The organism is Rhodoferax sp. GW821-FHT02C08 (assembly GCF_059421805.1).
Map to the genome: position 1 here is coordinate 41,248 of NZ_JBWKVR010000011.1, position 22,655 is coordinate 63,902.

The 22,655-nt window shown below is 52.7% G+C and carries 17 protein-coding genes; 6 read left to right on the plus strand and 11 right to left on the minus strand.

Annotated elements, in window-relative coordinates; translation table 11 throughout:
- Positions 1-104: 104 nt before the first annotated feature.
- Positions 105-1,532: an ATP-binding protein gene (locus tag AC07VY_RS14810; protein ID WP_495097782.1), complete on the minus strand. Its 1,428-nt coding sequence runs from the start codon at positions 1,530-1,532 to the stop codon at positions 105-107.
- Positions 1,533-1,534: 2 nt separating this feature from the next.
- Positions 1,535-3,649: a PAS domain-containing protein gene (locus AC07VY_RS14815; RefSeq protein ID WP_495097783.1), complete on the minus strand. Its 2,115-nt coding sequence runs from the start codon at positions 3,647-3,649 to the stop codon at positions 1,535-1,537.
- Between the two features lie 572 nt (positions 3,650-4,221).
- On the opposite strand from AC07VY_RS14815, the gene AC07VY_RS14820 reads away from it, so the two are divergent.
- From AC07VY_RS14820 to AC07VY_RS14845, 6 genes are read left to right on the plus strand one after another with little or no spacing between them, the layout of a single operon-like run.
- Positions 4,222-7,179, plus strand: coding sequence for an EAL domain-containing protein (locus tag AC07VY_RS14820; RefSeq protein WP_495097784.1), 2,958 nt, complete (start codon positions 4,222-4,224; stop codon positions 7,177-7,179).
- A 2-nt stretch (positions 7,180-7,181) separates the two neighbouring features.
- On the plus strand, positions 7,182-7,502 hold the full coding sequence (locus AC07VY_RS14825; protein WP_495097785.1) for a hypothetical protein: 321 nt from the start codon (positions 7,182-7,184) through the stop codon (positions 7,500-7,502).
- Entirely contained in the window at positions 7,499-8,341 is an 843-nt protein-coding gene (locus tag AC07VY_RS14830) for an HDOD domain-containing protein (protein WP_495097786.1), read from the plus strand. Before AC07VY_RS14825 ends, AC07VY_RS14830 begins: the two co-directional genes overlap by 4 nt.
- A gap of 10 nt (positions 8,342-8,351) precedes the next feature.
- Positions 8,352-9,314, plus strand: coding sequence for an ATP-binding protein (locus AC07VY_RS14835; RefSeq protein ID WP_495097787.1), 963 nt, complete (start codon positions 8,352-8,354; stop codon positions 9,312-9,314).
- Positions 9,311-10,663: a response regulator c-di-GMP phosphodiesterase, NosR family gene (gene nosR / locus AC07VY_RS14840; RefSeq protein ID WP_495097788.1), complete on the plus strand. Its 1,353-nt coding sequence runs from the start codon at positions 9,311-9,313 to the stop codon at positions 10,661-10,663. The genes AC07VY_RS14835 and nosR overlap by 4 nt, the downstream gene beginning before the upstream one ends.
- On the plus strand, positions 10,663-11,226 hold the full coding sequence (locus AC07VY_RS14845; RefSeq protein ID WP_495097789.1) for a response regulator: 564 nt from the start codon (positions 10,663-10,665) through the stop codon (positions 11,224-11,226). Before nosR ends, AC07VY_RS14845 begins: the two co-directional genes overlap by 1 nt.
- Before the next feature lie 130 nt (positions 11,227-11,356).
- On the opposite strand, the gene AC07VY_RS14850 is transcribed toward AC07VY_RS14845, so the two are convergent.
- The 9 genes from AC07VY_RS14850 to AC07VY_RS14890 all read right to left on the minus strand — a co-directional run bounded on the left by AC07VY_RS14850 (position 11,357) and on the right by AC07VY_RS14890 (position 22,536).
- Positions 11,357-12,532, minus strand: a complete 1,176-nt coding sequence (locus tag AC07VY_RS14850) for an EAL domain-containing protein (protein ID WP_495097790.1) — start codon at positions 12,530-12,532, stop codon at positions 11,357-11,359.
- 483 nt (positions 12,533-13,015) lie between these two features.
- Positions 13,016-14,356 (minus strand): ABC transporter substrate-binding protein, encoded by a 1,341-nt coding sequence (locus tag AC07VY_RS14855; RefSeq protein WP_495097791.1) that lies wholly within the window; start codon positions 14,354-14,356, stop codon positions 13,016-13,018.
- Positions 14,322-16,367: a putative bifunctional diguanylate cyclase/phosphodiesterase gene (locus tag AC07VY_RS14860; protein WP_495097792.1), complete on the minus strand. Its 2,046-nt coding sequence runs from the start codon at positions 16,365-16,367 to the stop codon at positions 14,322-14,324. The genes AC07VY_RS14855 and AC07VY_RS14860 overlap by 35 nt, the downstream gene beginning before the upstream one ends.
- 630 nt (positions 16,368-16,997) lie before the next feature.
- Positions 16,998-18,074 carry a protein-glutamate methylesterase/protein-glutamine glutaminase gene (locus tag AC07VY_RS14865; RefSeq protein ID WP_495097793.1) on the minus strand — a complete coding sequence of 359 codons (1,077 nt, stop codon included), beginning with the start codon at positions 18,072-18,074 and terminating at the stop codon, positions 16,998-17,000.
- On the minus strand, positions 18,062-18,583 hold the full coding sequence (locus AC07VY_RS14870; RefSeq protein WP_495097794.1) for a chemotaxis protein CheD: 522 nt from the start codon (positions 18,581-18,583) through the stop codon (positions 18,062-18,064). Before AC07VY_RS14870 ends, AC07VY_RS14865 begins: the two co-directional genes overlap by 13 nt.
- Complete coding sequence (locus tag AC07VY_RS14875) at positions 18,583-19,443, minus strand: CheR family methyltransferase (RefSeq protein ID WP_495097795.1); 861 nt, start codon at positions 19,441-19,443, stop codon at positions 18,583-18,585. The genes AC07VY_RS14870 and AC07VY_RS14875 overlap by 1 nt, the downstream gene beginning before the upstream one ends.
- Positions 19,444-19,599: 156 nt before the next feature.
- On the minus strand, positions 19,600-20,166 hold the full coding sequence (locus AC07VY_RS14880; protein ID WP_495097796.1) for a chemotaxis protein CheW: 567 nt from the start codon (positions 20,164-20,166) through the stop codon (positions 19,600-19,602).
- 10 nt (positions 20,167-20,176) lie between these two features.
- Entirely contained in the window at positions 20,177-21,817 is a 1,641-nt protein-coding gene (locus AC07VY_RS14885; RefSeq protein ID WP_495097797.1) for a methyl-accepting chemotaxis protein, read from the minus strand.
- 152 nt (positions 21,818-21,969) lie between these two features.
- A complete protein-coding gene (locus tag AC07VY_RS14890; RefSeq protein ID WP_495097798.1) occupies positions 21,970-22,536 on the minus strand; it encodes a chemotaxis protein CheW in 567 nt (188 codons plus the stop codon).
- Positions 22,537-22,655: the final 119 nt, after the last annotated feature.

Consider the following 22,655-nt stretch of genomic DNA (forward strand, 5'->3'; position numbering starts at 1 on the left):
AGTTATCCCTACCGCCTGATCTGATCAATTTTTCATTTGCCACCGCACCCGACATGTCTAACACATATCACCGACCAATAAAATACGCCGATTAGAGTCGCCATTTATATATTGACTGTCGGTGCTACATCGTGCGGCATTGGCCGGCGAATGGGCAGCGTGACGCGAAACGTCGTGCCTTGCCCTATGGTGCTTTCCACTTCAATGCGCCCCTGGTGTTTTTGCACAATGCCATATGACAACGACAGTCCCAGTCCGGTACCCTTGCCCACCGGCTTCGTAGTGAAGAAGGGTTCAAAAATGCGTTTGAGCGTGTCTGGAGGAATACCTGCACCATTGTCGGCAACCTCCAGCCACACATCCTCTCCCGCGGAGCCTGTACGTATCGTAATGCGCCCGCGCGCATCACCCATGGCATGTGCTGCATTGACTACCAGATTCATCACCACCTGGTTAATCTGCGAAGCCAAGCATTCGACGTCAGGGATATCTCCATATTCCTTGACCACATCAGCCTTGTATTTGACTTCGCTGGCCACCACATTTAAGGTGGATTCAATACCATGGTGCAGATTGGCCCATTCCCATTCCTGCGTCGAATCCACGCGCGAAAAGTCCTTCAGATCTTGCACGATCTGGCGCACCCGCATAATGCCTTGTTGCGATTCGCGCATCAGCACGGGAATATCCTCTTTTAAAAAATCCAACTCAATTTCTTCACGCAGCTTGCGTAACCTAATTGCAACCTCAGGAGCAACTATGCTGCCTTCGGCATTTTCAAATGCATCCAGCATCTGGAAAAGCTGGGTCAAATATCCCTCCAGTGTGCTGAAGTTCGAAAAGATATAGCCAATCGGGTTATTGATCTCATGTGCCACACCAGCTGCAAGCTGACCGATGGAGGCAAGTTTTTCTGATTGCACCAGCTGACCTTGCAGATGCTTGCGTTCCTCTATCTCTAGTTGCAATGCTTCGTTGCTAGCACTTAACTCCTTGGTGCGTTCACGCACAGCCTCCTCCAGCTGCGTAAACTGTTCGAATGAGTCTTGTGCCATCTGCCACTTGGCAGTCAATGAAGATGCTAACTGGTAAACTTCAATCGCATCGAACGGTTTCTTTAGAATCAACAGCCGATCGCGCGCATCCAGCCGGGCCAGCACCTCATCCCAGGAGGCATCTGCATATGCTGTGCAGATCACGATCTGCAATCGCGGATCTTCCCTCCACAGGTGCTCGATAGTTTGCACGCCATCCCAGCCAGGCGGCATACGCATATCGACAAAGGCCATCGCGTAAGGCCTTGAGTCATGCAATGAAGCTTGTACCTTGGTCAGCCCTTCTCGTCCCTGGTAGGCCGAATCAAGTAAGAATGCATCAACGGCGGGCTGATCAGCATCGCCAAACAAAGCCCTCTCGACCGCACCGAGCTCGACACGCTCCGACACCTGGGGCGCGAGCACCTTGCGAAAATCCTCGTGGATGGCGGGCATATCGTCAATCAGCAAAATACGCCGATTAGGTAGTTGGTTCATTGCTATCCCTCTTGGGTGTCTATAGGAATATCGAGGGTAAACGTAGCTCCTTGCCCAGTTCCACTACTATGCGCAGACAAGCTTCCGCCCATTTCCTGCGCCGCTATTACACAGCTGTGCAGACCGAAGCCGTGCCCGGTTTTTCGGGTAGTGAAACCATGCGCGAAGATGCGCGTCATATTTTCTGGCGCAATGCCTTCGCCATTGTCGGCCACGGTGATGCGCAGCGCCCTCCCCTGTTCCGAAATGACAAGGCGGGCGCCCAGCGCGATAGTGGGATTGGCTAGCCCCAGACCATCCAGGGCCTGCTTGGAATTGCCGATCAGGTTCACCAAAATCTGCAATACGCGATGTCGATCCAGCGAGAGAGCGGGCAGTGCATCAAAGTCTTTGACGATCTGCACTTTATGGCGCACTAGGGAGCTGACATTCATGCGCAGCGCATCCTCCACCAATTCATTCCAGCGTACCGATTCAACCACGCGCGGGGCACTAGCGTGGGACTGCTGAGTCGCGACGATTTCCTTGATATGGTCAACACTCTTGGCCAGCAGGACAAGTTCTTCTGCCATGGCCCTATGTTCCAAGTCCAATGCCTGGGCCAATTCACGCAGGTAAATCGGTAACAACTTACCCCTTGCGTCTTTCGTCAAAAATTCACTCAGTGCATCAGCATGTTCATCCATCAGGCCCACAGCACGCGTCAGGCCTTTGAGTTTTGAGTTCCTCAACTGCGCGCTGAGCATATCCGTGGAGACATTGACACTATTAAGAATGTTGCCCACGTTGTGTAGCACGTTGGTAGCAATCTCGGCCATGCCTGCCAAACGCGAGGCGTCGACCAGCTTTTTGTGCACGTCTTCGATCGTTCTCTCCGCCTCTTTCAATTTGGAGATGTTTTTAGAGGTACCAAATGTGCCAATGAGGCGTCCATCTCTGTCACGCCAGGGGCACTTTGTCGAGAGATGCCAGTCAGCCTGTCCATCCGCATTGACTGCGACGATTTCGCTCTTTTCGATCATAGGCTGCCCCGTGCGCAGCACCTCCTGCTCATCTTTTGCGAACTCTGCCGCATGCTCGATGCCGTAAATATCAGCATCTGTTTTACCTATGACATACTCCTTGAACGCATCGACACTCTGCAAATGCGGAGGTAAGGTGTCGTCCGCACCCGCCGGTAACGCAGCACGAAATCGGTTTATTGCCGTTTGCATAAGGCTGCTGATCTCAGAACGGCTGAGCTGAACGAAGCGTGATTGCAGGTCTTTAAAGAATATCGAATCCGGCAGGTTTTCCATAAGTGTCGCGAGTAAATCCCGCTGGTAAGCCAACTCCGCTTCTGCTTGCTTGATAGCCGAAATATCCTTGGTAATACCAAACGTACCAATAATCACACCATCTTTATTACGCAACGGCATTTTGGTGGTCAGCGCCCAGGTATCCGGTCGGCCATCCTGCCAAGTTTCCCGCTCCACCTTGTTGATGATGGGTTGACCGGTCCGGATGATTTCCTGTTCATCTTCATACGCAGGGCGAGCATGCTCTTCGGAAAAGATATCGAAATCCGTCTTGCCTACCAGCTCATCTACAGACCTTCCACCAAATTGGTGGGCCTGAGCCGTGCTGCACTTGATAAAACGCGATTGGATGTCCTTGAAATAAATGTGATCTGGAGAGCTGTTCAACAGCATCCACAACAAGTCTCGCTCGTAAATGAGCTTCTCCTCGGTCTGCTTGCGCTCCGTCACGTCTTGGCATGCCCCTTGGATACGGACAATCAAGCCGGCAGCGTCCCGCGCAGCTTCGCCCATACCGCGAACCCATATGTGCCGGCCTTTGGCCGTGAGCACTTCCAATTCCAAGTCAAAAGACGTGCCCTGCTGAACACATGTGTCAAAGGCATTACGGGCAGCGGCTTGCGATTGTGGAGCATAAAAACCGAAAACCTGCTCAAGCTCAGGAGCCGTGCCTGGAGGCAAGTCATGGATCGCGCACATCTCGTCCGACCAACTAATGCGGTTGTCCGGCAGATCAACAGTCCAACCACCCAGCTGTGCAATGCGTCCGGCCATGTTCAGCAGGGTTTGGTTTAGAGGATTTTCTTTTTCTTGGGCCATGGCAGTATGAAGTCCTCTTGGAAGTTGCTTTCATTTGTCATCCCATCTCGGTCCGACAAAGTAGAGCGAAGTGGCATCTAGACCTTCTTGTGCACGATGCAGAACGACACGGAACGCCCCATGCAGGCGGTCGGTTGCTCTTACAAAGGTTGCACTATGCAGGCAAGTAGGCTCTTGGTGGCATCCACATATAGGGGAATGAGGGTTTCCCCTTGGTGCAAACCACGACAGTTTGCACGAAACCCGATATCACGCGTGGTTGCATTGGGTCAGTTGCCCATCCGCTTGGAGTGAAGCATCCTTACTCATGCAGCCTTGTTTCCCTCGGCGTTCAGCAACTGTCTTAACGGCTCTAAGTTCGTGGCAAAGTTGATATGGTTTGCCCACAGAGTTAGATTCTGGGTGTAAAGTGTTTCGAGCGGCTGGGACGGACGGTAGTGCGTTCGACACGCTGCAGGAGGCCAAAGACATATGGATGTTCCAATGCACAACATGCTTGCGTCCCCCCCCTTTTTTGTGCGCGACGACCAAGCACTATCCAGGCCCGGCGTGCAAGCGGTACTAAGTATCGTATGAACAGCGCAATACCTGTCCCCTCTGTGGAGCCTCTGGATCAGCACGCAATGTTGGCCAATCTATCCACCGATACCTATCGGCTCTTGATGGATCACGTGCAGGCTGCCGTGTTTGTCGTACAGCATGATCGCTTCATCTATGCGAATCCAAATCTGACCCAACTGTTTGGCTACCCGTTGGAAGAAATGCTTGACGGAATGGATCCTATATTGCTGACAGCGCCAGAGTACCGTGACGCGGTGCGTATGCGTTCGCAGGCGAGGATGGTGGGAGGTGGCGGCGACTTTTACGAGATCGAATGCCTGCGTAAAGATGGGGCTCGTTTTTCGGCCCAGGTCCGGGGTATACGGATTGAGTTGCCTGGCGGGGCAGCTAATCTCGTGACCTTGCACGATGTCAGCGATATCAAGCGCACTTCCCGTATTGCAGAGTCCAGGGCGCAGCTGCTAAGCAATGTGGAAGAAGTGGCCCGCATTGGCTCAGCTGAAATGGACCTAGCCACGGGGGCTATGACGCTGTCCTCTGGAATGTTCAATATTTTCGGTGAAACGCCCAACGAGGCCATCGTGACAAGAGATTGGCTGTTTTCGCGGGTACCGGCAGCGGACCGCCCATATGTACAGGCCATCAGCGAAGGAGTTTCTCCTGGTGAAATTTGTGAATTTCAGCACCGCATTGTGCATGCTGACGGGAGCTTGCGCACCGTACTGCACCGTGGTGTCGCCGAGGCCGATATTCAGGGGCGGACCGTGCGATCGGTCACCATATTGCAGGACATTACCGTACAACGCGCCGCTGAGCAACGCCTGGATGCGATGGCCAATACCGATGAGATAACGGGCCTGCATAACCGCAATGCCTTCAGCCAGCGTCTGGAAACGGTGCTGCATGAAGCCGACAGAAAAGAGGCCCAGATTGCCGTACTTGGCATCCAGATCGGTCAATTGAAATTGGTGAGCGAATCTCTGGGTAAGGCGGGTGGAAATCTTTTGCTGGCCGCCGTGGCGATGCGACTGCAAGAAAACATCGAGGCTGGCGATGAACTGGCACATTTTGGCAGCGGCGAATTTGCTGTTCTCAAGGCGCGTGATGGCGCAGTAGATGAAAACATGGCGGTGCAGCTTGCTGCGAACCTGATGGACGCATTAGCTATGCCTTTGGTGGTAGCAGACAACGAAATCAGGGTGAATTGCGCCATGGGAATTGCGTTGTTTCCCATGCATGGCCGGGAGCCTGAAGAACTGTTGAACCACATGCAAGCCGCGACCTACCATGCTGAGGCCAAAGGCAAAAACGAGATTGGTGTCTTTAGTGAGGATATGCAGTCAAAAGCGGTGACACGGCTGGCGTTGGAGTCCGGTCTACGGCGCGCGCTGGAGCGCCAGGAGTTTGAGCTGTATTACCAGCCCAAATTGGATCTTTCGAGCGGTGCGGTCATAGGGGCTGAAGCCTTGTTGCAATGGAATGCACCCGAACTACCGTCGGGTGCCCGCTCTGCATTTCTGGATGTTGCGGAAGAGACCGGATTGATCGTGCCCATTGGGGAATGGGTGCTGCGCACATTGTGCGAGCAGACTTTGGACTGGCAGCGCCTAGGGCTAACGTTAGGGAGGGTGGCGATGAATCTGTCTGCAAGGCAACTGCTGCAGCCCGATATCGTACGGCGTATACAAGCCATATTGACAGAAACCGGACTTGAGCCCCGCTATTTGGGCCTAGAGATCACTGAAGCAGTATTGGTCGGTGAGCGCGTGCACGTGACACGTGTCCTGAGCGAGCTGAACGCCCTGGGTATTGAAATATCCCTGGAGGATTTTGGCACCGGTTACTCCAATCTGAGCTACTTGCGCACCCTTCCCATCAATGTGGTCAAGGTGGACCGTTCTTTTGTACACGATGTCACCGCCGCTTCACAAGATGTCTCCATTACCCGAGCCATTATCAACATGGCCCACAGCTTGCAAATGAAAGTGTTGGCCGAAGGCGTGGAGACCGAAGGGCAGCTTGCCCTGTTGATAGCAAACCACTGCGATCAAATGCAGGGACACTATTTCAGCGCATCTATATCGGCCAATGCGATGAGTGAAATACTGCGGCAAGGTCGGCAACTGCCCGAACACCTTTTACTACGACGCACGCACCAGCGCACCTTGCTGCTAGTGGACGATGAGGACAATATTGTTGCCGCACTCAAGCGGCTGCTGCGTCGTGATGGCTACCATATCGTGACAGCCAACAGTGGCGCCCAGGGTTTGCAACGATTGGCCGAGCATTCGGTGGATGTAATCGTATCCGACCAGCGTATGCCTGGGATGACAGGTGTGGAATTCTTGCGCCGTGCCAAGGAGCTGTATCCCGATACCGTGCGCATGGTGTTGTCAGGTTATACCGAATTGCAGTCCATCACGGACGCTATCAATGAGGGTGCCATTTATAAGTTCCTGACTAAGCCCTGGGACGACGAACGCTTGCGCGGCCACATTGCAGAAGCCTTTTCGCATAAGGAAATGGCGGATGAGAATCGCCGTCTGGGCAGCGCGGTGATCGTAGCGAACCAGGAGCTGAGTGCGGTGAATGAGCGTTTGCAAAAGCTGCTAGAGGCTCAACAGGCGCAGATCAGCCGGGAATCAAACAGCCTGGTCGTGGCACGCGAGGTGTTGGACTCTATTCCCACGGCTGTCATCGGCCTGGATCTTTCGGGAATGGTGGCTTTCGTCAACGCCGATGCTGAAAAACTGTTTGGCAGTGGCGCACTGTTGCTGGGTTGTGATGCGGAAGAGGTTTTCTCACCCGAGCTGCTGCAAGTTTGGCGTGAGGGAGACGGCAGCTACCACCAACTGCACCTGTTTGAGAAGACCTACGGAGTTGTATGCCGGTTGATTGGTGGGGCTGGTCAATCACGAGGCAAGCTTCTAGTATTGACATCAGTCGACGCTCAGTTATCAGTGCACTAGCGATGCAAAAAAATACCATCCCTTTAATAGATGTGCCAGAAGCTGCGGTTCTGGCAGAGCCGGTGCTGGATGCTCAGCAGCAAGTTTTGCTGCCTGCTGGAGCCGTATTAACATCCGCTCTGGTAGCTGGTTTGCGTGATCGTGGAGTGGTCGCCGTGTCTGTGTTGGCGCCTGTTGAGCCGGAATCCGAAGCCGTCCGGGGCGAACGCCAAGTGGCTATGGAACAGCGCCTGCAGTACCTGTTCAGGTATGTACATCAGTCTGGTGAAATCAACCCGCTGCTTAAATTGGTATCTGCATACCGGCAGGAGAGTATGCCGTGAACACTTTATCGACCGAGGATATTTTGCTTAGCGCGCGTGGTTTACCTGCGCTGCCTGCTATCGTAATGGAGCTAATCCAGTGCATGAACGATCCGCATGTCAACATGGAGCAATTGGCACTAAAGATCTCGCACGACCAAGCCTTGACATCCAAGACGTTGCGCTTAGCAAATTCTTCGTTTTATGGTTTGTCGCGTCAAGTAACTTCGATTGCAGAAGCAACCCCCATTTTGGGTATGCGTACACTGCGCAGCATTGCAATTGCGGCAGGTCTAGTGGATAAGTTGCAACGACAGGCAGATTCCAATTTTGACCTTGCTTCCTTCTGGCGGCATTCAATTGGCACCGCTTTGTGCGCTCGTGCTTTGGCGCAGGTCTCAGGTCTAGACGAAGATACTGCTTTCACCCTAGGTCTGCTCCATGATATTGGCCGCTTGGTCTTGGCCACACGACACAGCAGGGACTATGCCGCAGCCATGGCATACCGGCGTGAGCAAGATTGCTCCAGTCAACAAGCCGAACAGTTTGTATGGGGGACGGACCATACACAGGTTGGAAAAGTGGTAGCTGAGCATTGGAATTTCGCCCCCTCAATTGCAGATGCGATAGCGAACCACCACAATCCTTTGCCTCAGCCGAAAAAAAGCCTGGTCGATGTGCTGCATGTGGCTGACAACATTGTTCACGCGTTGGACTTGTCGCACTACAGGGAGGATATGGTGCCGCCGCTGTCCATGGCTGCGTGGTCTCGCTTGGCATTGGATGAGAGTGCCTATACCCAAGTGTTCCGAGCTACAGAGGCGCAATATGAGTCTATGTGCCAGATTCTCTTAACCTAGGAGACGCATCTTGACTACAAATAGCCATTCTTTGGCTCCCGCTGTGGGAGATGTGGGGGCGCTATCTGATGTGAGCGAAAATTTGACGGGAGACCAGGTTAAGGAGCTACTGCGTGCAAATGAAGAGTTGAAGCAGGTCAATGCTCGACTGTCAGACGCTCAGGACAAACTGATGCAATCCGAGAAGTTAGCATCGATTGGCCAGTTGGCTGCCGGTGTGGCCCATGAAATCAACAATCCGATTGGCTTCATTTTTTCTAACTTCGGAACACTGGAGCGTTATCTTGACGATCTCTTCCAGATGCTGTCGGCCTATGAGCAAGCCGAACCGGCATTGGCGGGTACGCCGCTGGGAGGGCAACTGAAGGCTTTGCGCGAGAAGGTTGAACTAGACTTTCTGAAAGAAGACATTCCGTCGCTGATGAATGAGTCTAAGGACGGCATCACACGAGTACGCAATATTGTGCAAAATTTGAAGGACTTTTCGCGTGTAGACACCACGCAGGAATGGGTCCAGGCGGACCTGCATCATGGCATTGTTTCGACCTTGAACATCGTAAACAATGAGATCAAATACAAGGCTGATGTGCTCAAAGAATTTGGTGAAATTCCAGATATTGAATGCCTGCCGTCCGAGCTCAACCAAGTGTTTATGAATTTGCTAGTAAATGCTGCGCATTCTATTCAAGTTGAACGGGGCACCATCACAATCCGCACGGGACAAGAAGGCGACAATGTGTGGGTAGAAGTTCAGGACAATGGTGGCGGCATTTCCAAGGAAAATCTGGGTCGGATTTTTGATCCATTCTTTACCACCAAACCGGTCGGCAAGGGAACTGGCTTGGGCTTGTCTCTTTCTTATGGCATTGTGAAAAAACATTTTGGCCATATCGATGTTTCTAGCGAGATAGGTGTGGGAACCCGGTTCAAAGTAACCCTTCCGATAGTTCATCCACGAGAGGCTGAGCTGTGAATACTGCACTCGAATCGGTAAGTAATCAGCCTACGAGTGTGGCGGACGAGAGTTCTGCCGCGGCAGACTTGCCTGCATGGCGAATTCTGTGTGTGGATGATGAGCCGAATATTGTGGCCGCATTACGCCGACTATTTCGCGGTAGTGGTTACAGCGTTATTACGGCAACCAGTGGTGCCGAGGCGCTAGAGCTACTCGCGCAGTCGCCTGTAGACCTGGTTTTCTCCGACATGCGAATGCCAAATATGGATGGAGCCCAATTCCTGGCGCAGGTGCGTGAGCGATGGCCGCTGACCATACGGGTACTTCTTACGGGCTATTCAGACATCAAGTCCACTATTGCGGCAATCAATAGTGGCGAGGTGTATCGCTACATCACCAAACCTTGGGATGATGTCGAAGTTCTTACAACAGCCCGACAAGTATTTGAACGCCAAACACTTGAGCGTGAAAAGCGTCGACTGGAATCCTTGCTCCAGGACAAGAACAAGGAGCTCACCGAGCTCAATGCGACCTTGGAAGAAAAAGTAATAGCGCGCACCAGCGAGCTGTCACTATTGACCCAGAAGTTGAAAAAAAACTATCTGACCTCAATCAAGGTATTTTCCAACGTCATGGAGTGGCGGGGCGGACAATTATCTGGACATGCGCGACGGGTGGCAGACTTGGCGCGACGTACTGGGCGCGCCATGGGTATGGGCGAAACCGAGCAGCAAGATCTATTTATTGCCTGCTTGGTGCACGACATTGGGCAGATCGGCCTGTCCGACAGCATACTGGCGCGACCCGTGGCGCGGTTGACCGTGGATGAGTTGGCGCTTTACCGCAAGCATCCTGTGCTGGGTGAGCAGGCCTTAATGGCCATGGACGATATGCATGGTGTGGCGACCCTGATTCGTGCACACCACGAACGACATGATGGACAAGGCTACCCTGACGGTATTGCAGGTGATGCTATCCCGTTGGGGGCACGTATCTTGGCCGTGACGGATACCTATGACGACTTGTTGCATGGTCATCTAAGTACAGGCAACTTGGCCGCGCAGGATGCCCGGGCCATGATTTCCCGTGGGCGGGGCACACAGTTCCATCCCGAAGTGGTGGATGTGTTTTTGCAGGTGCTGCTCAAAGCCTCGTCCGTAGATGAGGCTCCGCCGGTGATGACATCTACAGAGAATCTGCGGCCAGGCATGGTGCTCGCGCAGGATCTACTTTCCAGCGAAGGGGGCGTGCTTATAGCGGCTGACCATGTTTTCTCCGTAGAGTTGATTCGGCGGCTGCGCTTGCGTGAAAGTCGTGACGGAGTGCATATGCTGCTACCTATCAAAAAATCGTCCTGGAGGCCCTGATGCAACAACGGATTTTGCTGCTGGACGACGAAGAGCATGTGCTATCTGCGCTTAAGCGCATGTTGCGGGTGGGTTTTGGTGCGGAGTTACGGGTCGAAACTACAGTGGATCCCGAATTGGCCTTGGCCAAATTGAAGGAGTCTCCTTTTGATGTCGTAATTTCCGACTTCCGAATGCCCTTGATGAATGGCTCAGAGTTTCTGGCTTTGGTGCGGTATATCCAACCCCATGCGGTACGTATGATTCTGAGTGCCTCGTCCGATTTCGACAGCCTTATGCAGGTGGTCAATGACGTTGAAATATTCCGCTACCTGGTCAAGCCCTGGGTTGAAAAAGACTTTATCGACCATGTTCGACAAGCATTGGAGAGAGCCGGGCAGCAGCGCTACGAGCGGGAGCTGGCCGACGTAGGACGGCAGCAATTTAACGAATTGAGCTCTGTTGAAATAGAAAAAAAGCGCTTGGAAGCCATAGAGCCCGGCATTACCCGGGTGGAGTGGGGCCCGCAGGGGGAGGTTCTGTTGCCTATTCCCCCCCTCACCGACACAAACGACAAAAGTTAAACGCGATAGCTCTTGCAAAGCGTTTGTTGAGTCACTGCACCCAGGCCGTTGGGGCAATTTTTGTACGTTGGCCAATAACGACAAGGGCTCATTCCTGGAAAAATTTTACCGTTGAGTCCCTAGTACACCCTTATCTTTTGCGGTGTCCCGATTCAAAGTGCAGAAAGGCCTCGCGTAAATCTGAGCGTAGCATCCCCTCATCCCAGGGTTTGGTAAGAAATTTGTAGATAGCACCGCGGTTGATTGCCTCTGAGACACTGCGCAGATCGGCGTAACCGGAAAGAACTAAACGAACGGTATGAGGATGGAGATCGCGGACTCGCGAAAGAAACTCAGAGCCACTCATTTCCGGCATGCGCTGGTCCGAGACAATCACTTGCACCGGATGGATCGATAGAAGTTCCAAGCCTTCCCGTGCACTACTAGCTGTGATGATATCGTAGCCATCCAAACGCAACACGCGTTTGAGCGCAGACAGCACATTCGCTTCATCATCCACCAAAAGCAATGTCCGACGTTCATGAGTGGGCTGGGGCGGGAGGATCAGGGTCCTCCTCAGTACCAGCAGTTCTTCGAAGTCGTCCGCTGGTAAAGGTCGACTGAAGTAATAGCCCTGCATCTCGTCACAATGGTGTTGACGCAGGTAATTCGCCTGCCCTTCGGTTTCCACGCCTTCGGCGATCACCGACATACGCAAGTTGTGGGCGAGACCAATGATCGCCAAGCATATAGCTGCATCTTCAGGCTCGGTGGTCAGGTTGCGCACAAAGGATTGATCTATCTTCAAGTGATCGATAGGCAAACGCCGCAGTCGACTAAGTGAAGAATGGCCGGTGCCGAAATCATCCAACGATATCTTGATACCAGTCGTCCTTAGCTCTTGCAACGTAGCTGCGGCCTCATCAACACTGTCCATCAACGTGGATTCAGTGATTTCTATTTCTAGGTACTTGGCATCCAGTTGGTTGGCCGCAAGTTCCTGGCGGATAAATTGGACCAAATTCTTCTGGCGAAACTGAAGCGCCGACAGGTTGACTGCCACCGGCGGCACAGATAGGCCACGATCCAGCCAAACACGTTGCTGCCTACAGACGTTCTGGACCACCCATTCACCAAGCGGCAAGATCAGACCCGTTTTCTCAGCCATGGGAATGAATTCCGATGGAGGAACTAAGCCCCGCTCAGGGTGCTGCCATCGTATCAGTGCTTCGGCACCACAAATGTCACCGCCCGCCAAATTGACCCGAGGCTGGAAGTAAACCCTTAGTTCATTGAGCGCCAGCGCCCTCCGGAGTTCAAATTCCATAGTAAAAGTGCGTAATACGCTCGTTCCTTTCTGCTGAATAAAAACGAAACCGGCTGCTCCCTTTAAACTTCACATTTGGTATTCCGCAATAGGTTATCACCTTCAATGAAGTTCTTCAGGGTAATGCTGAAAAAGTCCAAAAATGGCACACCACCTGTACTTCCTTTGGCATGGTCGCCGATCAGAACGCTCAATTCGGATATTGCCCCAAATGCACCAAGGAGATGTGTTCTTCGCGAGGATGGCATAGTTCGCACCGAGGGTGGATGATGATGTTGGTACCAGCCTGGAATTTGCAGCGCAATGACCGTGCTAACCAATTCGTCCGCCTAGACATTGAAACGGCCAACCGGCGACACACCGGTACTTTGCTCCGAGCTGGCTGCACCGATTTCATCCATCAGATCCTTGACGTATTTGACGAATCCCAGCTTCTCGGTCACGGTGGCACTGACTTTGGCGACGAGGCTGGTATTAGTTTATTCATTTTTGCGATAAAACATCCGCCAACTGATGCTGCGCATGCACAGCCGAGATCTTGGGATCGTTGAAATAGTCGGCAACGATATCGATCCATCCTTGCGACATCTGCGAAGGCATGATCATCGACTGAGCGGAAACTTGACTACGCTGACGCGAAATCAAATCCAGACCAACTTTCCCGCATGCATCAAGATTTTTGCTCTGAACGTCAGTTCGAACTGGAATCGATCCTTTAATGCGATTGAAGGCGAGCTGATTATCGATATCCATGATCTGGCGCGCGAAGAGCAGTTGGGAGCGGCGATCATGCTCATTGTTTGTGGTCGGAAAGGCAAAAGCGTCGATCACGACGAAATATACCGATTCGGTCCCCGGCGCTAAAGTGCATCGGTAATCCTTGTCGGCTACAAGTCCGGCACCCGTCAGTTCGCCCTTTGCATAATCGCCCATGAACTGCATACCTGCCCGACCCCGACCAACGGAAAGTGCTGCATCGGCCCAAGTCTTGCCAATTCGGCCGGTCTCGACAAAAGCGCTGAGGCGCCGCAAAATACCAAGCGCCTTTAACATCTCTGGTTTCATTGCAGCATGTGGGTCGGCTGCGCTCATCAGACGCGCATAACCCTCCGGTCCATAGACGGAATAGACAATGTCATTAAAAATAAGAGAGATTTCCCATGTGCCTGATCCAAGTGCAATGGGTGTATAGCCTGCGGCCTTGATTTTAATGGCACTGTCAAAAATTCCATCCCAACTTGTCGGCGGCGACAGTTTCAGTTTATCAAATATCTTTTTATTAGTCCAAAGCCAGTTTTCCGCATGAATATTTGCTGGTGCAAAATATATGTGCCCTTTATAGGATATTCGATTGATCACATTTCTAGGCAGAAAATCCCGCCAATGATCGGCAGAGGCGACCTCTTCTATATCTTGGATAACCCCCATCGAAGGTAACTCCTGACTGCCTTCATTGGCATGCCACTGCATGACAGTAGGAGGATAGCCACTGGCAATCCTATCCGTGACTATCTTCAACTCGGTCTGCTTGTCCTTACTTGGCAAATCATCCCATTTGCCGCCACGGCCCCTCCATGCTTGGCGATAGACGTCAAGGGCTTTACTCTCACTTTTTGAAACCCAAAAATGCATCACCTCCACGGTCGGCTGAAATGCACCTTTCGCTCCTTCTAAAGGCGATGGAAATTCAGCATGCGCCAGTGAAAGAAAAAATATTGACGATGCCAAGCCCAAACGCTTTATAGGCGAGTAACATCCACGTATTATCATAATAATAATACCCATTAAATCAAACAACCACCAAAGATTCAAATTGAGCGCCACTGCTAGCGACTAGACGCGATGTAGCCATCTCGAACGGTTGAGGTTGTGCAAAGAAGTAGCCTTGCACCATACCGCAACCAGCTTGCTGTAAAAACATAAGTTGTTCTTCCGTTTCCACGCCTTCAGCAACACAGTTTTTCCCCAGATTTTCAACAAGATCAATCATGGCCTTAATAATTTGCTCCGATTTATTATCAACACCAATATCAGAAATAAAGCTACGATCAATTTTTACATCATCAAACGGAAAATTCCTGAGATTCGTCAAAGATGCGAAACCAGTTCCGAAATCATCGAGCGCAATCGACACCCCCTGTTCACGCAGTTTTATGACGGTTGCAAATATCTGCTCCGTATATTTATTCATATATACATCCTCGGTAATTTCGATCGAAAAATCACTCCATTCAATCGCATACAGCTTAATCGCATTCGCAAACATATCGTAGCCAACTTCAGAAATCAAGATAGCTTCGGGCATATTGATCGCTACACTCCCTGGGGACAGACCCGCATCCCGCCAAACTCGTATGTCGTAAGCCACTTTATTAATAACGCACTCAGTCATTGAAGAAATCGATGCCGCCGTATTGAAGAGATGCAAGAAACGCCCCGGCGATAAAATGCCGAGATCAGGGTGACGCCACCGTACAAGTGCCTCAAATGCGACATGGCGGCCACTTCGAACATCTATTTTTGGCTGATAATAAACAAGGAATTCATCGTTTTCGACCGCATTAAACAGGGCTGTACGAAGCTGACTTTCAGCAAGTCGATCTGCCATCATCGCCTCGTTAAAGATTACTTGATTGTTGCGCATCGTTTTTGCGGAATACAGCGCCAAATCAGCGCATCGTATAATCTCTTTTGCATTACTGCCGTGATCTGGAAAAATAGCGCCACCGATACTGCTCGATACATTGAGAGCATGTCCATCAACAATGCAAAGTTGAGACAAGCTTCCACGTATCCGTGTAGCAATTTTTTCAGCTTCATTGCTATCTGAAAGATTCGGAACCAAAATAGCAAATTCATCGCCACCCAATCTCGCCGCGATGGAATCGGTCCCAATGACTAATGTGATTCGCTTCGCAGTCTCAATCAATAACCCATCGCCAGCTTGATGACCGAAGGTGTCGTTGACTGCTTTGAAATGGTCCAAATCAATCAGAAAAAGTACGAACGAGCCGTTTTCTGAAGATTGGTCCTTTGAACTGTGAGCCGCAATAAGTCGATCCAATATTCGATTGAATGCCATTCGATTGGGAAGATCGGTCAAGCCGTCCCTATGGGCAAGAATCGACAATTTCTGTTCGAAAACCTTCTTTTTTTCATATTCAATACGCAGCTTCTTAAGCAACGGGCCAAGAATAAATATGCCCACAATGAGTAAACCAAGAAGAAGCGACAAAACCAATAAAGCACTGATCCGCTTTGCCATCGTGATGCTCGCCTCGCTCTTCGCAAAAGATTGCCGAATGGCCTCCTGGAAACCACGCATGATGAAACCGTCCGATGCGGCGGCAAAATCTATTGGCCCCCAAAAGGAGTAACGACGACCCCGGCTGACATTGTCAATTTTTCCTAATTTTTCTGCCCGCTCAAGGAAACCTTGCAACCGAAGATCAAGATCGCTTGGTGCGGCATCATCGCCAAGACGACCACGTAGAAGAAGTAATTGGGCATTAATATCCTTAATTTCTGTGATTTCATGGTTCATCTCATCGATCAACCGGTCAAGCACATTGACTGGGATAGCTTTATCTGCAGAAGCACGCATCAATGCACGCGTGGTATTGGCCAGCTGTTGAAACTTAATGAACTGATTGCTTGTAAGAAAACTGACACTTTGCTGAACAGAGTGACGCTCAAGAACAAACTGCATGGTTGCATAAATAACCAATGCAACTACCATAACCAAGATCAAGGCCCCCTTGTAATAACGAGATATCGCCTTAATACGCCGACCGAGTGAAATTCGGTCAATACTTTCAAAATTACCCAATTTCATTTTTTGTAGAAGCAAATCAAATGCCGGAAAGGCAATATATATTTCATGCGCACTACATTAAATAAAAGATCACCATTCATTAATGCATCAATACTGCGTCGCAGTCAACAAAAAACATCAGAAGTAAATTGATCCATCAAATCACATTCAGTCAATCAAAATATCGTGCAATTTATGACACACAAAATTATTCATCAAAAATGCTTGAACGAATATTGGAATCCAAAAACTCTAAACTCACAATTTGATACAATATGATGCTTCGTTTTTACAATTCAAACCATCAGATGATTCCGATTTATCCCTAGGAATCACCCGAATGAATATAAGAATTCCCTTACCCGCAATCACCCACACCTAGTTGATCAGGACACGCTGTCCGCCTTCCCCGGGAAAGAGTCTCAATGCCAGGAGCCTTGGGTGTTCTCCAATTTCTAACCTCTTTACTAGTCAAATTCGCACCGGCGGCAGTAGCACCGTAAAGCGGCCCATCCCGCGACGCCCCACAGTGCCAAACGGGGCCTTCAATGACCTGCAGGGGCAGAATTGAATTCAATGTATAGATCCCAGATAACAACCGCTTTCCTGGTAATTCAATCCGACCAAACAAGGGGGCAAGTAAAGTTCGCATCAGACGGTGCCCTGCATAGCCCGGAGAATCTCCATATGAATTTCTCCCAACGGCAGCACCCGATCCACCGCGCCTAGTTTTACAGCCTCCTTGGGCATACCGTACACCACGCAACTTTCCTCGTCCTGCGCCAACGTACGTGCGCCCATGCCGCGCAGTTCCTTCAGCCCGCGCGCGCCGTCGTCACCCATGCCAGTCATGATGATGCCCAGCGCATTCCGTCCAGCGCACTTGGCCACGGAGCGAAACAGTACATCCACAGATGGTCGGTGGCGGCTCACCAGCGGCCCTAGCATGACGTCGACGCGATACTGCGCTCCACTCCGCTTCAACAGCATATGCCGACCTCCCGGGGCAATCAGCACCCGTCCGGGCATAACCCTATCTCCACTCTTCGCCTCACGCACCTCCATCTTGCACAAACCATTAAGGCGATTGGCAAAAGCTTCCGTGAATTTTTCCGGCATATGTTGCACGACGACGATACCCGGACACATTTGGGGCAGCGCAGTTAACACTGCTTCAAGAGCTTGCGTTCCGCCCGTGGAGGTCCCGATGGCCACGACACGATCGGTCGTCTGAACCATCGCGTGGGTCGACGCTGACAAAATCACGTCCGCCGAGAGCTTGGGTTGAGGAATAACAGCGGTTCCAGCGGGCATCAGTCGCCGCACATTGGCGCGCGCCGCCGTCTTGACCGCACTGATCAAATCATCAGAGTTGTCTTGCAAAAACTGTTTGAGGCCCAGCTTTGGTTTAGTGACAATACTGACGGCCCCAGCCGCCAGCGCCTGCACCGTGGTTTCCGCGCCTTTTTCAGTCAACGTAGAACAGATCACCACTGGCGTTGGATGTTCTGCCATCAGTTTCTTTAAAAAGGTAATGCCATCCATCCGCGGCATTTCCACATCCAGCACGATCACGTCGGGCCACTGTGCACGCATGCGATCCATTGCAAATACCGGATCGGATGCCGCACCAATCACCTCGATACCCGGATCCTCCTGTAGCTTGGCAGTCAACACTTGACGCACTACAGCGGAATCATCGACGATCAACACCTTCACTTTGTGCATAGCGTTTCATTTTTGTCTTTGAAAGGGCCTGGCGGCTGGTGCCGCACCCAGACATGGCCGCTCCAGATATCCAGCATAACCGTACGATGCCCTGTGCCGCCAAGATGCTCGGCCTGGGCTGAAAAACCATGTCGCTTCATCAAGACGCGCGCCATCTCGACATTCCTGGCCCCTACGTGGTCCACTCGGATACTTTGATTCCCGGAAAACATATGCCCGCCACCGAATAGCTTGACCTGATATTCCGCCGGTGAAGTACAGGCATTGCGGATCTCCAGCAGCATCAACTCCAACGCTTCGTCGGCGTAACGCCCATCCAGGGTTGCACGCCTGCCAGACGGTGCACTTGGCAGCATGTAATGGCACATGCCACCCGTCAGCATGCCGGGATGCCACATTACGATGGAGACACAAGAACCCAACAGCGTACGTATACGTGTGTCGCGCACGCCAAAATACACCTCACCAGGCTGCAGGAATATCTCAACTGTATGCGCCGGTTTACGCATCAGTCCGACTTTTGGTAAATAGCCGGCGCAATCGATTTCATGACATTGGTCACGCCGTTCAGGCTCTCTGAATGTCCGATCAGAAAATACCCGCCGGGACGCAGCAATGGCAACAAATGCGACACCACTTTCTGCTTGGTTCCCTGGTCAAAATAGATCATTACATTGCGCAAAAAGATCACATCGAACTCACCCAGCCTCGGCGGTGCTTCCATCAGGTTGTGCAGCATAAAGCGCACCCGTTCGCGCAAAGCTTTGTCAATCAGCAAGGTGCCATCAAACTCACCGATGCCTTTGAGGCAATGGCGGCGCAGATACTGCTTGGGAATTTCCGGCAAGCGCTCCAGCGGGAACAAGCCGTTACGCGCCTTGTCCACAATGCGCGTGCTGATATCCGAAGCCAACACCTCCCATGGTTGATTGCCCAGCAACTCGTCCAGCACCATGGCAATGCTGTAGGGCTCCTCGCCGCTAGAACAGGCTGCACTCCATGCGCGAAAAGGCGTACCCAAGCGCCGAAAAGGAACAATGCGCTGGCGCAGAAAATCAAAATGTTTGGGTTCGCGGAAAAAATGCGTCTCGTTGGTAGTCAGCATGTCCACCGCTATTTGCAATTCGTCTTTGCCTTGGAGTGAAGTGATCAGACGGAAATAGTCGCCATAGTTGTCTAGACGGCAATGCTTGAGCCGCTTGGCCAGACGGCTGGAAACCAGCGATTTCTTGGCCGGAGCCATGCTAATGCCTGCGATGCGGTAAATCAGCTCGCTGAACTGTGCGAATTCCCGGTCGAGCAATGCTACAGCGCCTGCCAACGAACCAGTGCTGCTACCGGGCGATGCCCTTGAGTATTCCTTCGTCAATACCATTTTTCCTCTGTTGCTCCAATATGCCCTCCCTGAAAGGGTGAATGGCAGGATAAGAATGGCTTGGCGTCGCGATTCACTCCATCAGATCCGCGATCGCTCATTCAAGCCCAGAACCTATATGCAACCTACTTGAAGCCGCATGAAATAGCATCAAACCCCAACCACGCCGCCGCTCCCCACCCCGGCCAGCGCGGCCATCTCATCCACCGACAGCACATGGTGGATGTTGAGGATGATCACGAACTTGCCGTTCACCTTGCCCATCCCGGTCATAAAATCCGCACGGAGATGGGTTCCAAAGGATGGCGGGGGCTCAATCTCGGCAGCCGGTATCTCCAGCACGGCATTGACTGCGTCTACCATCACGCCCACCACCTGGGTGTCGTGCTGGGCGCCATTGCCGCCGGCCACTTCCACGATCACGATGCAGGTGCGCCGCGTGACGGTAGTGGTGCCTTTGCCAAAGCGTGCGCTGAGATCAATCACCGGCACCACCGCACCACGCAAGTTGATGACCCCGCGGATGAAGCTGGGCATGCGCGGCACTTCGGTGACACTGCCGAACTCGATGATTTCCTTGATGGCCAGGATGCCCATGGCGTAGGTCTCGCCACCAAGCATGAAGGTCAGGTACTGGTGCTGGTCGGGCTGGCTGTGCCCGATGGTGGCACTCAGCACGGCAGGCGTTTTTTGTTGTGCTGAGATCATGGCACTCATGTCAATCTCCTTAGAAGCGGACGAAGCTGGCTTCGTTGTTTACCGCTTTTTTTGCGACAGCTTTGTTGATCCTCAACAAGGGTGGTGCGGCTTTGAAACTAGCGGAAGTCTGGGGCCTGCCGATCTCGGCAGGTGTATAACCCGCGTCTACCTTGAAGAAGCCCATCGCTTCCTGCAGCTGTGCCGCCTGGCCGCTCATCTCTTCCGCTGTGGCCGCCAGCTCTTCACTGCTGCTGGCGTTCTGCTGGGTGATCTGGTTGAGTTGTTCCATGGCGGTGTTGATCTGGCCCACGCCCGTGGATTGCTCGCTGGATGCCGCGGCTATCTCCTGCACCAGCTCGGATGTCTTGCCAATCGCGGGCACGATGGCGTCGAGCAGCTTGCCAGCGCTCTCAGCCTTGTCCACGCTGCCGCTGGCCAGTTCGCTGATTTCCTGCGCCGCCACCTGGCTGCGCTCGGCCAGCTTGCGTACTTCGGCGGCCACCACAGCAAAGCCTTTGCCATGTTCACCCGCCCGTGCCGCCTCGATTGCGGCATTCAGTGCCAAGAGGTTGGTCTGGTAGGCGATATCATCGATGATGCCGATCTTGCCCGCGATGCTCTTCATCGCTGCCACGGTGTCTTTCACGGCTGCTCCACCCTCCACCGCCTGTTTGGCCGCTTGCGAAGCCATGCCATCTGTGACCTTGGCGTTGTCGGTGTTTTGGTTGATGCTGGCGCTCATCTGTTCGATGGAAGAACTGGTTTCCTCCACACTCGCTGCTTGTTCACTGGTGGCCTGGCTCATGCTCTGCGCCGTGGTTGAGACTTGTTCGCTGGCCGAAGCAATGCTGCTGGCTGCTGCGTTGACTTCGCCTATGACTTGCGAGAGCTTGCTTACCATTGTTTGGATGGCGAACAACATGCTGCTCGTGTCATTGGTACGGGTCTTCACCACCACCGTCATGTCGCCGCCGGCAATCTTCGATACCACGTCCGCCGCGTAGGCTGGCTCACCCCCGAGCTGTTTGACCAGGCCACGGGTGATCAGGACAGCTAGCGCCATCGCGATCAGCACGGCGCCAATACCGGCCCCCAGCATCCAAGTGCGTGCGGAGCGGTAGCTTTCCGCGGCCTGCGCGCCGGACGCCTTCATTTGCTCACCGACGAGGCTCTGGAACGCGTCCAGCGCGTCCACGACAGCGGTGTTGCTGACCGACATCTCCTTCAACATAAATTCCGTGGCCTTGGCCTTGTCAGCCTTGAGCAGGGCATAGTACTGGTCGTACTTGGGTGCTGTTTCTTCATAGGGCTTGCGCATCGCATTGAACAGCTCGCGCCCCTTGGGCGTGTTGATAGTCTTGTCGAGCTGGGCCATGCCGTCGTTGGCGACACTACGCAATTTCTGGATCTTGGCCTTGTTCTGTTCTATTTCATCCTCGGAACTGACGAGCAACAGGTTGCGCGTAGAGCGCCCGATGTCGAGCAGAGCCACCTGGATGTTGCCTGCCACATCGATCTTGGGATAACGGTCGTCGGTGATGTCTCTCGTTTTATCGTTCATCGTCGCCATATTGGTCAGCGCCAGCACGATGGTTGCGATGAGCAACGCCACAACAGTGCCGAAGCTCAGTGCCAGCTTGGTGGCAATGCCTAGTTGTTTTTTTTCCATATCGATTTCTTTCGTTTTAAATTGCGTATTGCCCAAGCCAATCAGGCCGTTGCCCCAACTCTGAAGAAGCCCATCACCTCCTGCAGTTGCGCCGCCTGGTTACTCATCTCTTCGGCGGTGCAATGCCATTTTGTGGTGCAGAAAATTGCCATTCAAATGTTTGCCACGCCGCCGTGCCCCACTCCGGCCAGCGCGGCCATCTCATCCACCGACAGCACATGGTGGATGTTGAGGATGATCACGAACTTGCCGTTCACCTTGCCCATCCCGGTCATAAAATCCGCACGGAGATGGGTTCCAAAGGATGGCGGGGGCTCAATCTCGGCAGCCGGTATCTCCAGCACGGCATTGACTGCGTCTACCATCACGCCCACCACCTGGGTGTCGTGCTGGGCGCCATTGCCGCCGGCCACTTCCACGATCACGATGCAGGTGCGCCGCGTGACGGTAGTGGTGCCTTTGCCAAAGCGTGCGCTGAGATCAATCACCGGCACCACCGCACCACGCAAGTTGATGACCCCGCGGATGAAGCTGGGCATGCGCGGCACTTCGGTGACACTGCCGAACTCGATGATTTCCTTGATGGCCAGGATGCCCATGGCGTAGGTCTCGCCACCGAGCATGAAGGTCAGGTACTGGTACTGGTCGAGCTGGCTGTGCCCGATGGTGGCGCTCAGCACTGCAGACGTTTTTTGTTGTGCTGAGATCATGGCACTCATGTCAATCTCCTTAGAAGCGGACGAAGCTAGCTTCGTTGGCTTCTGCAATCTTGGAAGCCACCCTGCTGACAATCAACAGTGCAGCTCCGGTCTTGCCCATGCAAGTGGCCACCGCGCGC

Coding starts and splice junctions, on each gene's coding strand:
- AC07VY_RS14870 (WP_495097794.1), bottom strand. CDS start 18,583: ATGCGTAAACCGGCGCATACAGTTGAGATATTCCTGCAGCCTGGTGAG.
- AC07VY_RS14810 (WP_495097782.1), bottom strand. CDS start 1,532: ATGAACCAACTACCTAATCGGCGTATTTTGCTGATTGACGATATGCCC.
- AC07VY_RS14865 (WP_495097793.1), bottom strand. CDS start 18,074: ATGCACAAAGTGAAGGTGTTGATCGTCGATGATTCCGCTGTAGTGCGT.
- AC07VY_RS14825 (WP_495097785.1), top strand. CDS start 7,182: ATGCAAAAAAATACCATCCCTTTAATAGATGTGCCAGAAGCTGCGGTT.
- AC07VY_RS14890 (WP_495097798.1), bottom strand. CDS start 22,536: ATGAGTGCCATGATCTCAGCACAACAAAAAACGTCTGCAGTGCTGAGC.
- AC07VY_RS14860 (WP_495097792.1), bottom strand. CDS start 16,367: ATGAAATTGGGTAATTTTGAAAGTATTGACCGAATTTCACTCGGTCGG.
- AC07VY_RS14885 (WP_495097797.1), bottom strand. CDS start 21,817: ATGGAAAAAAAACAACTAGGCATTGCCACCAAGCTGGCACTGAGCTTC.
- AC07VY_RS14880 (WP_495097796.1), bottom strand. CDS start 20,166: ATGAGTGCCATGATCTCAGCACAACAAAAAACGCCTGCCGTGCTGAGT.
- AC07VY_RS14845 (WP_495097789.1), top strand. CDS start 10,663: ATGCAACAACGGATTTTGCTGCTGGACGACGAAGAGCATGTGCTATCT.
- AC07VY_RS14850 (WP_495097790.1), bottom strand. CDS start 12,532: ATGGAATTTGAACTCCGGAGGGCGCTGGCGCTCAATGAACTAAGGGTT.
- AC07VY_RS14820 (WP_495097784.1), top strand. CDS start 4,222: ATGAACAGCGCAATACCTGTCCCCTCTGTGGAGCCTCTGGATCAGCAC.
- AC07VY_RS14815 (WP_495097783.1), bottom strand. CDS start 3,649: ATGGCCCAAGAAAAAGAAAATCCTCTAAACCAAACCCTGCTGAACATG.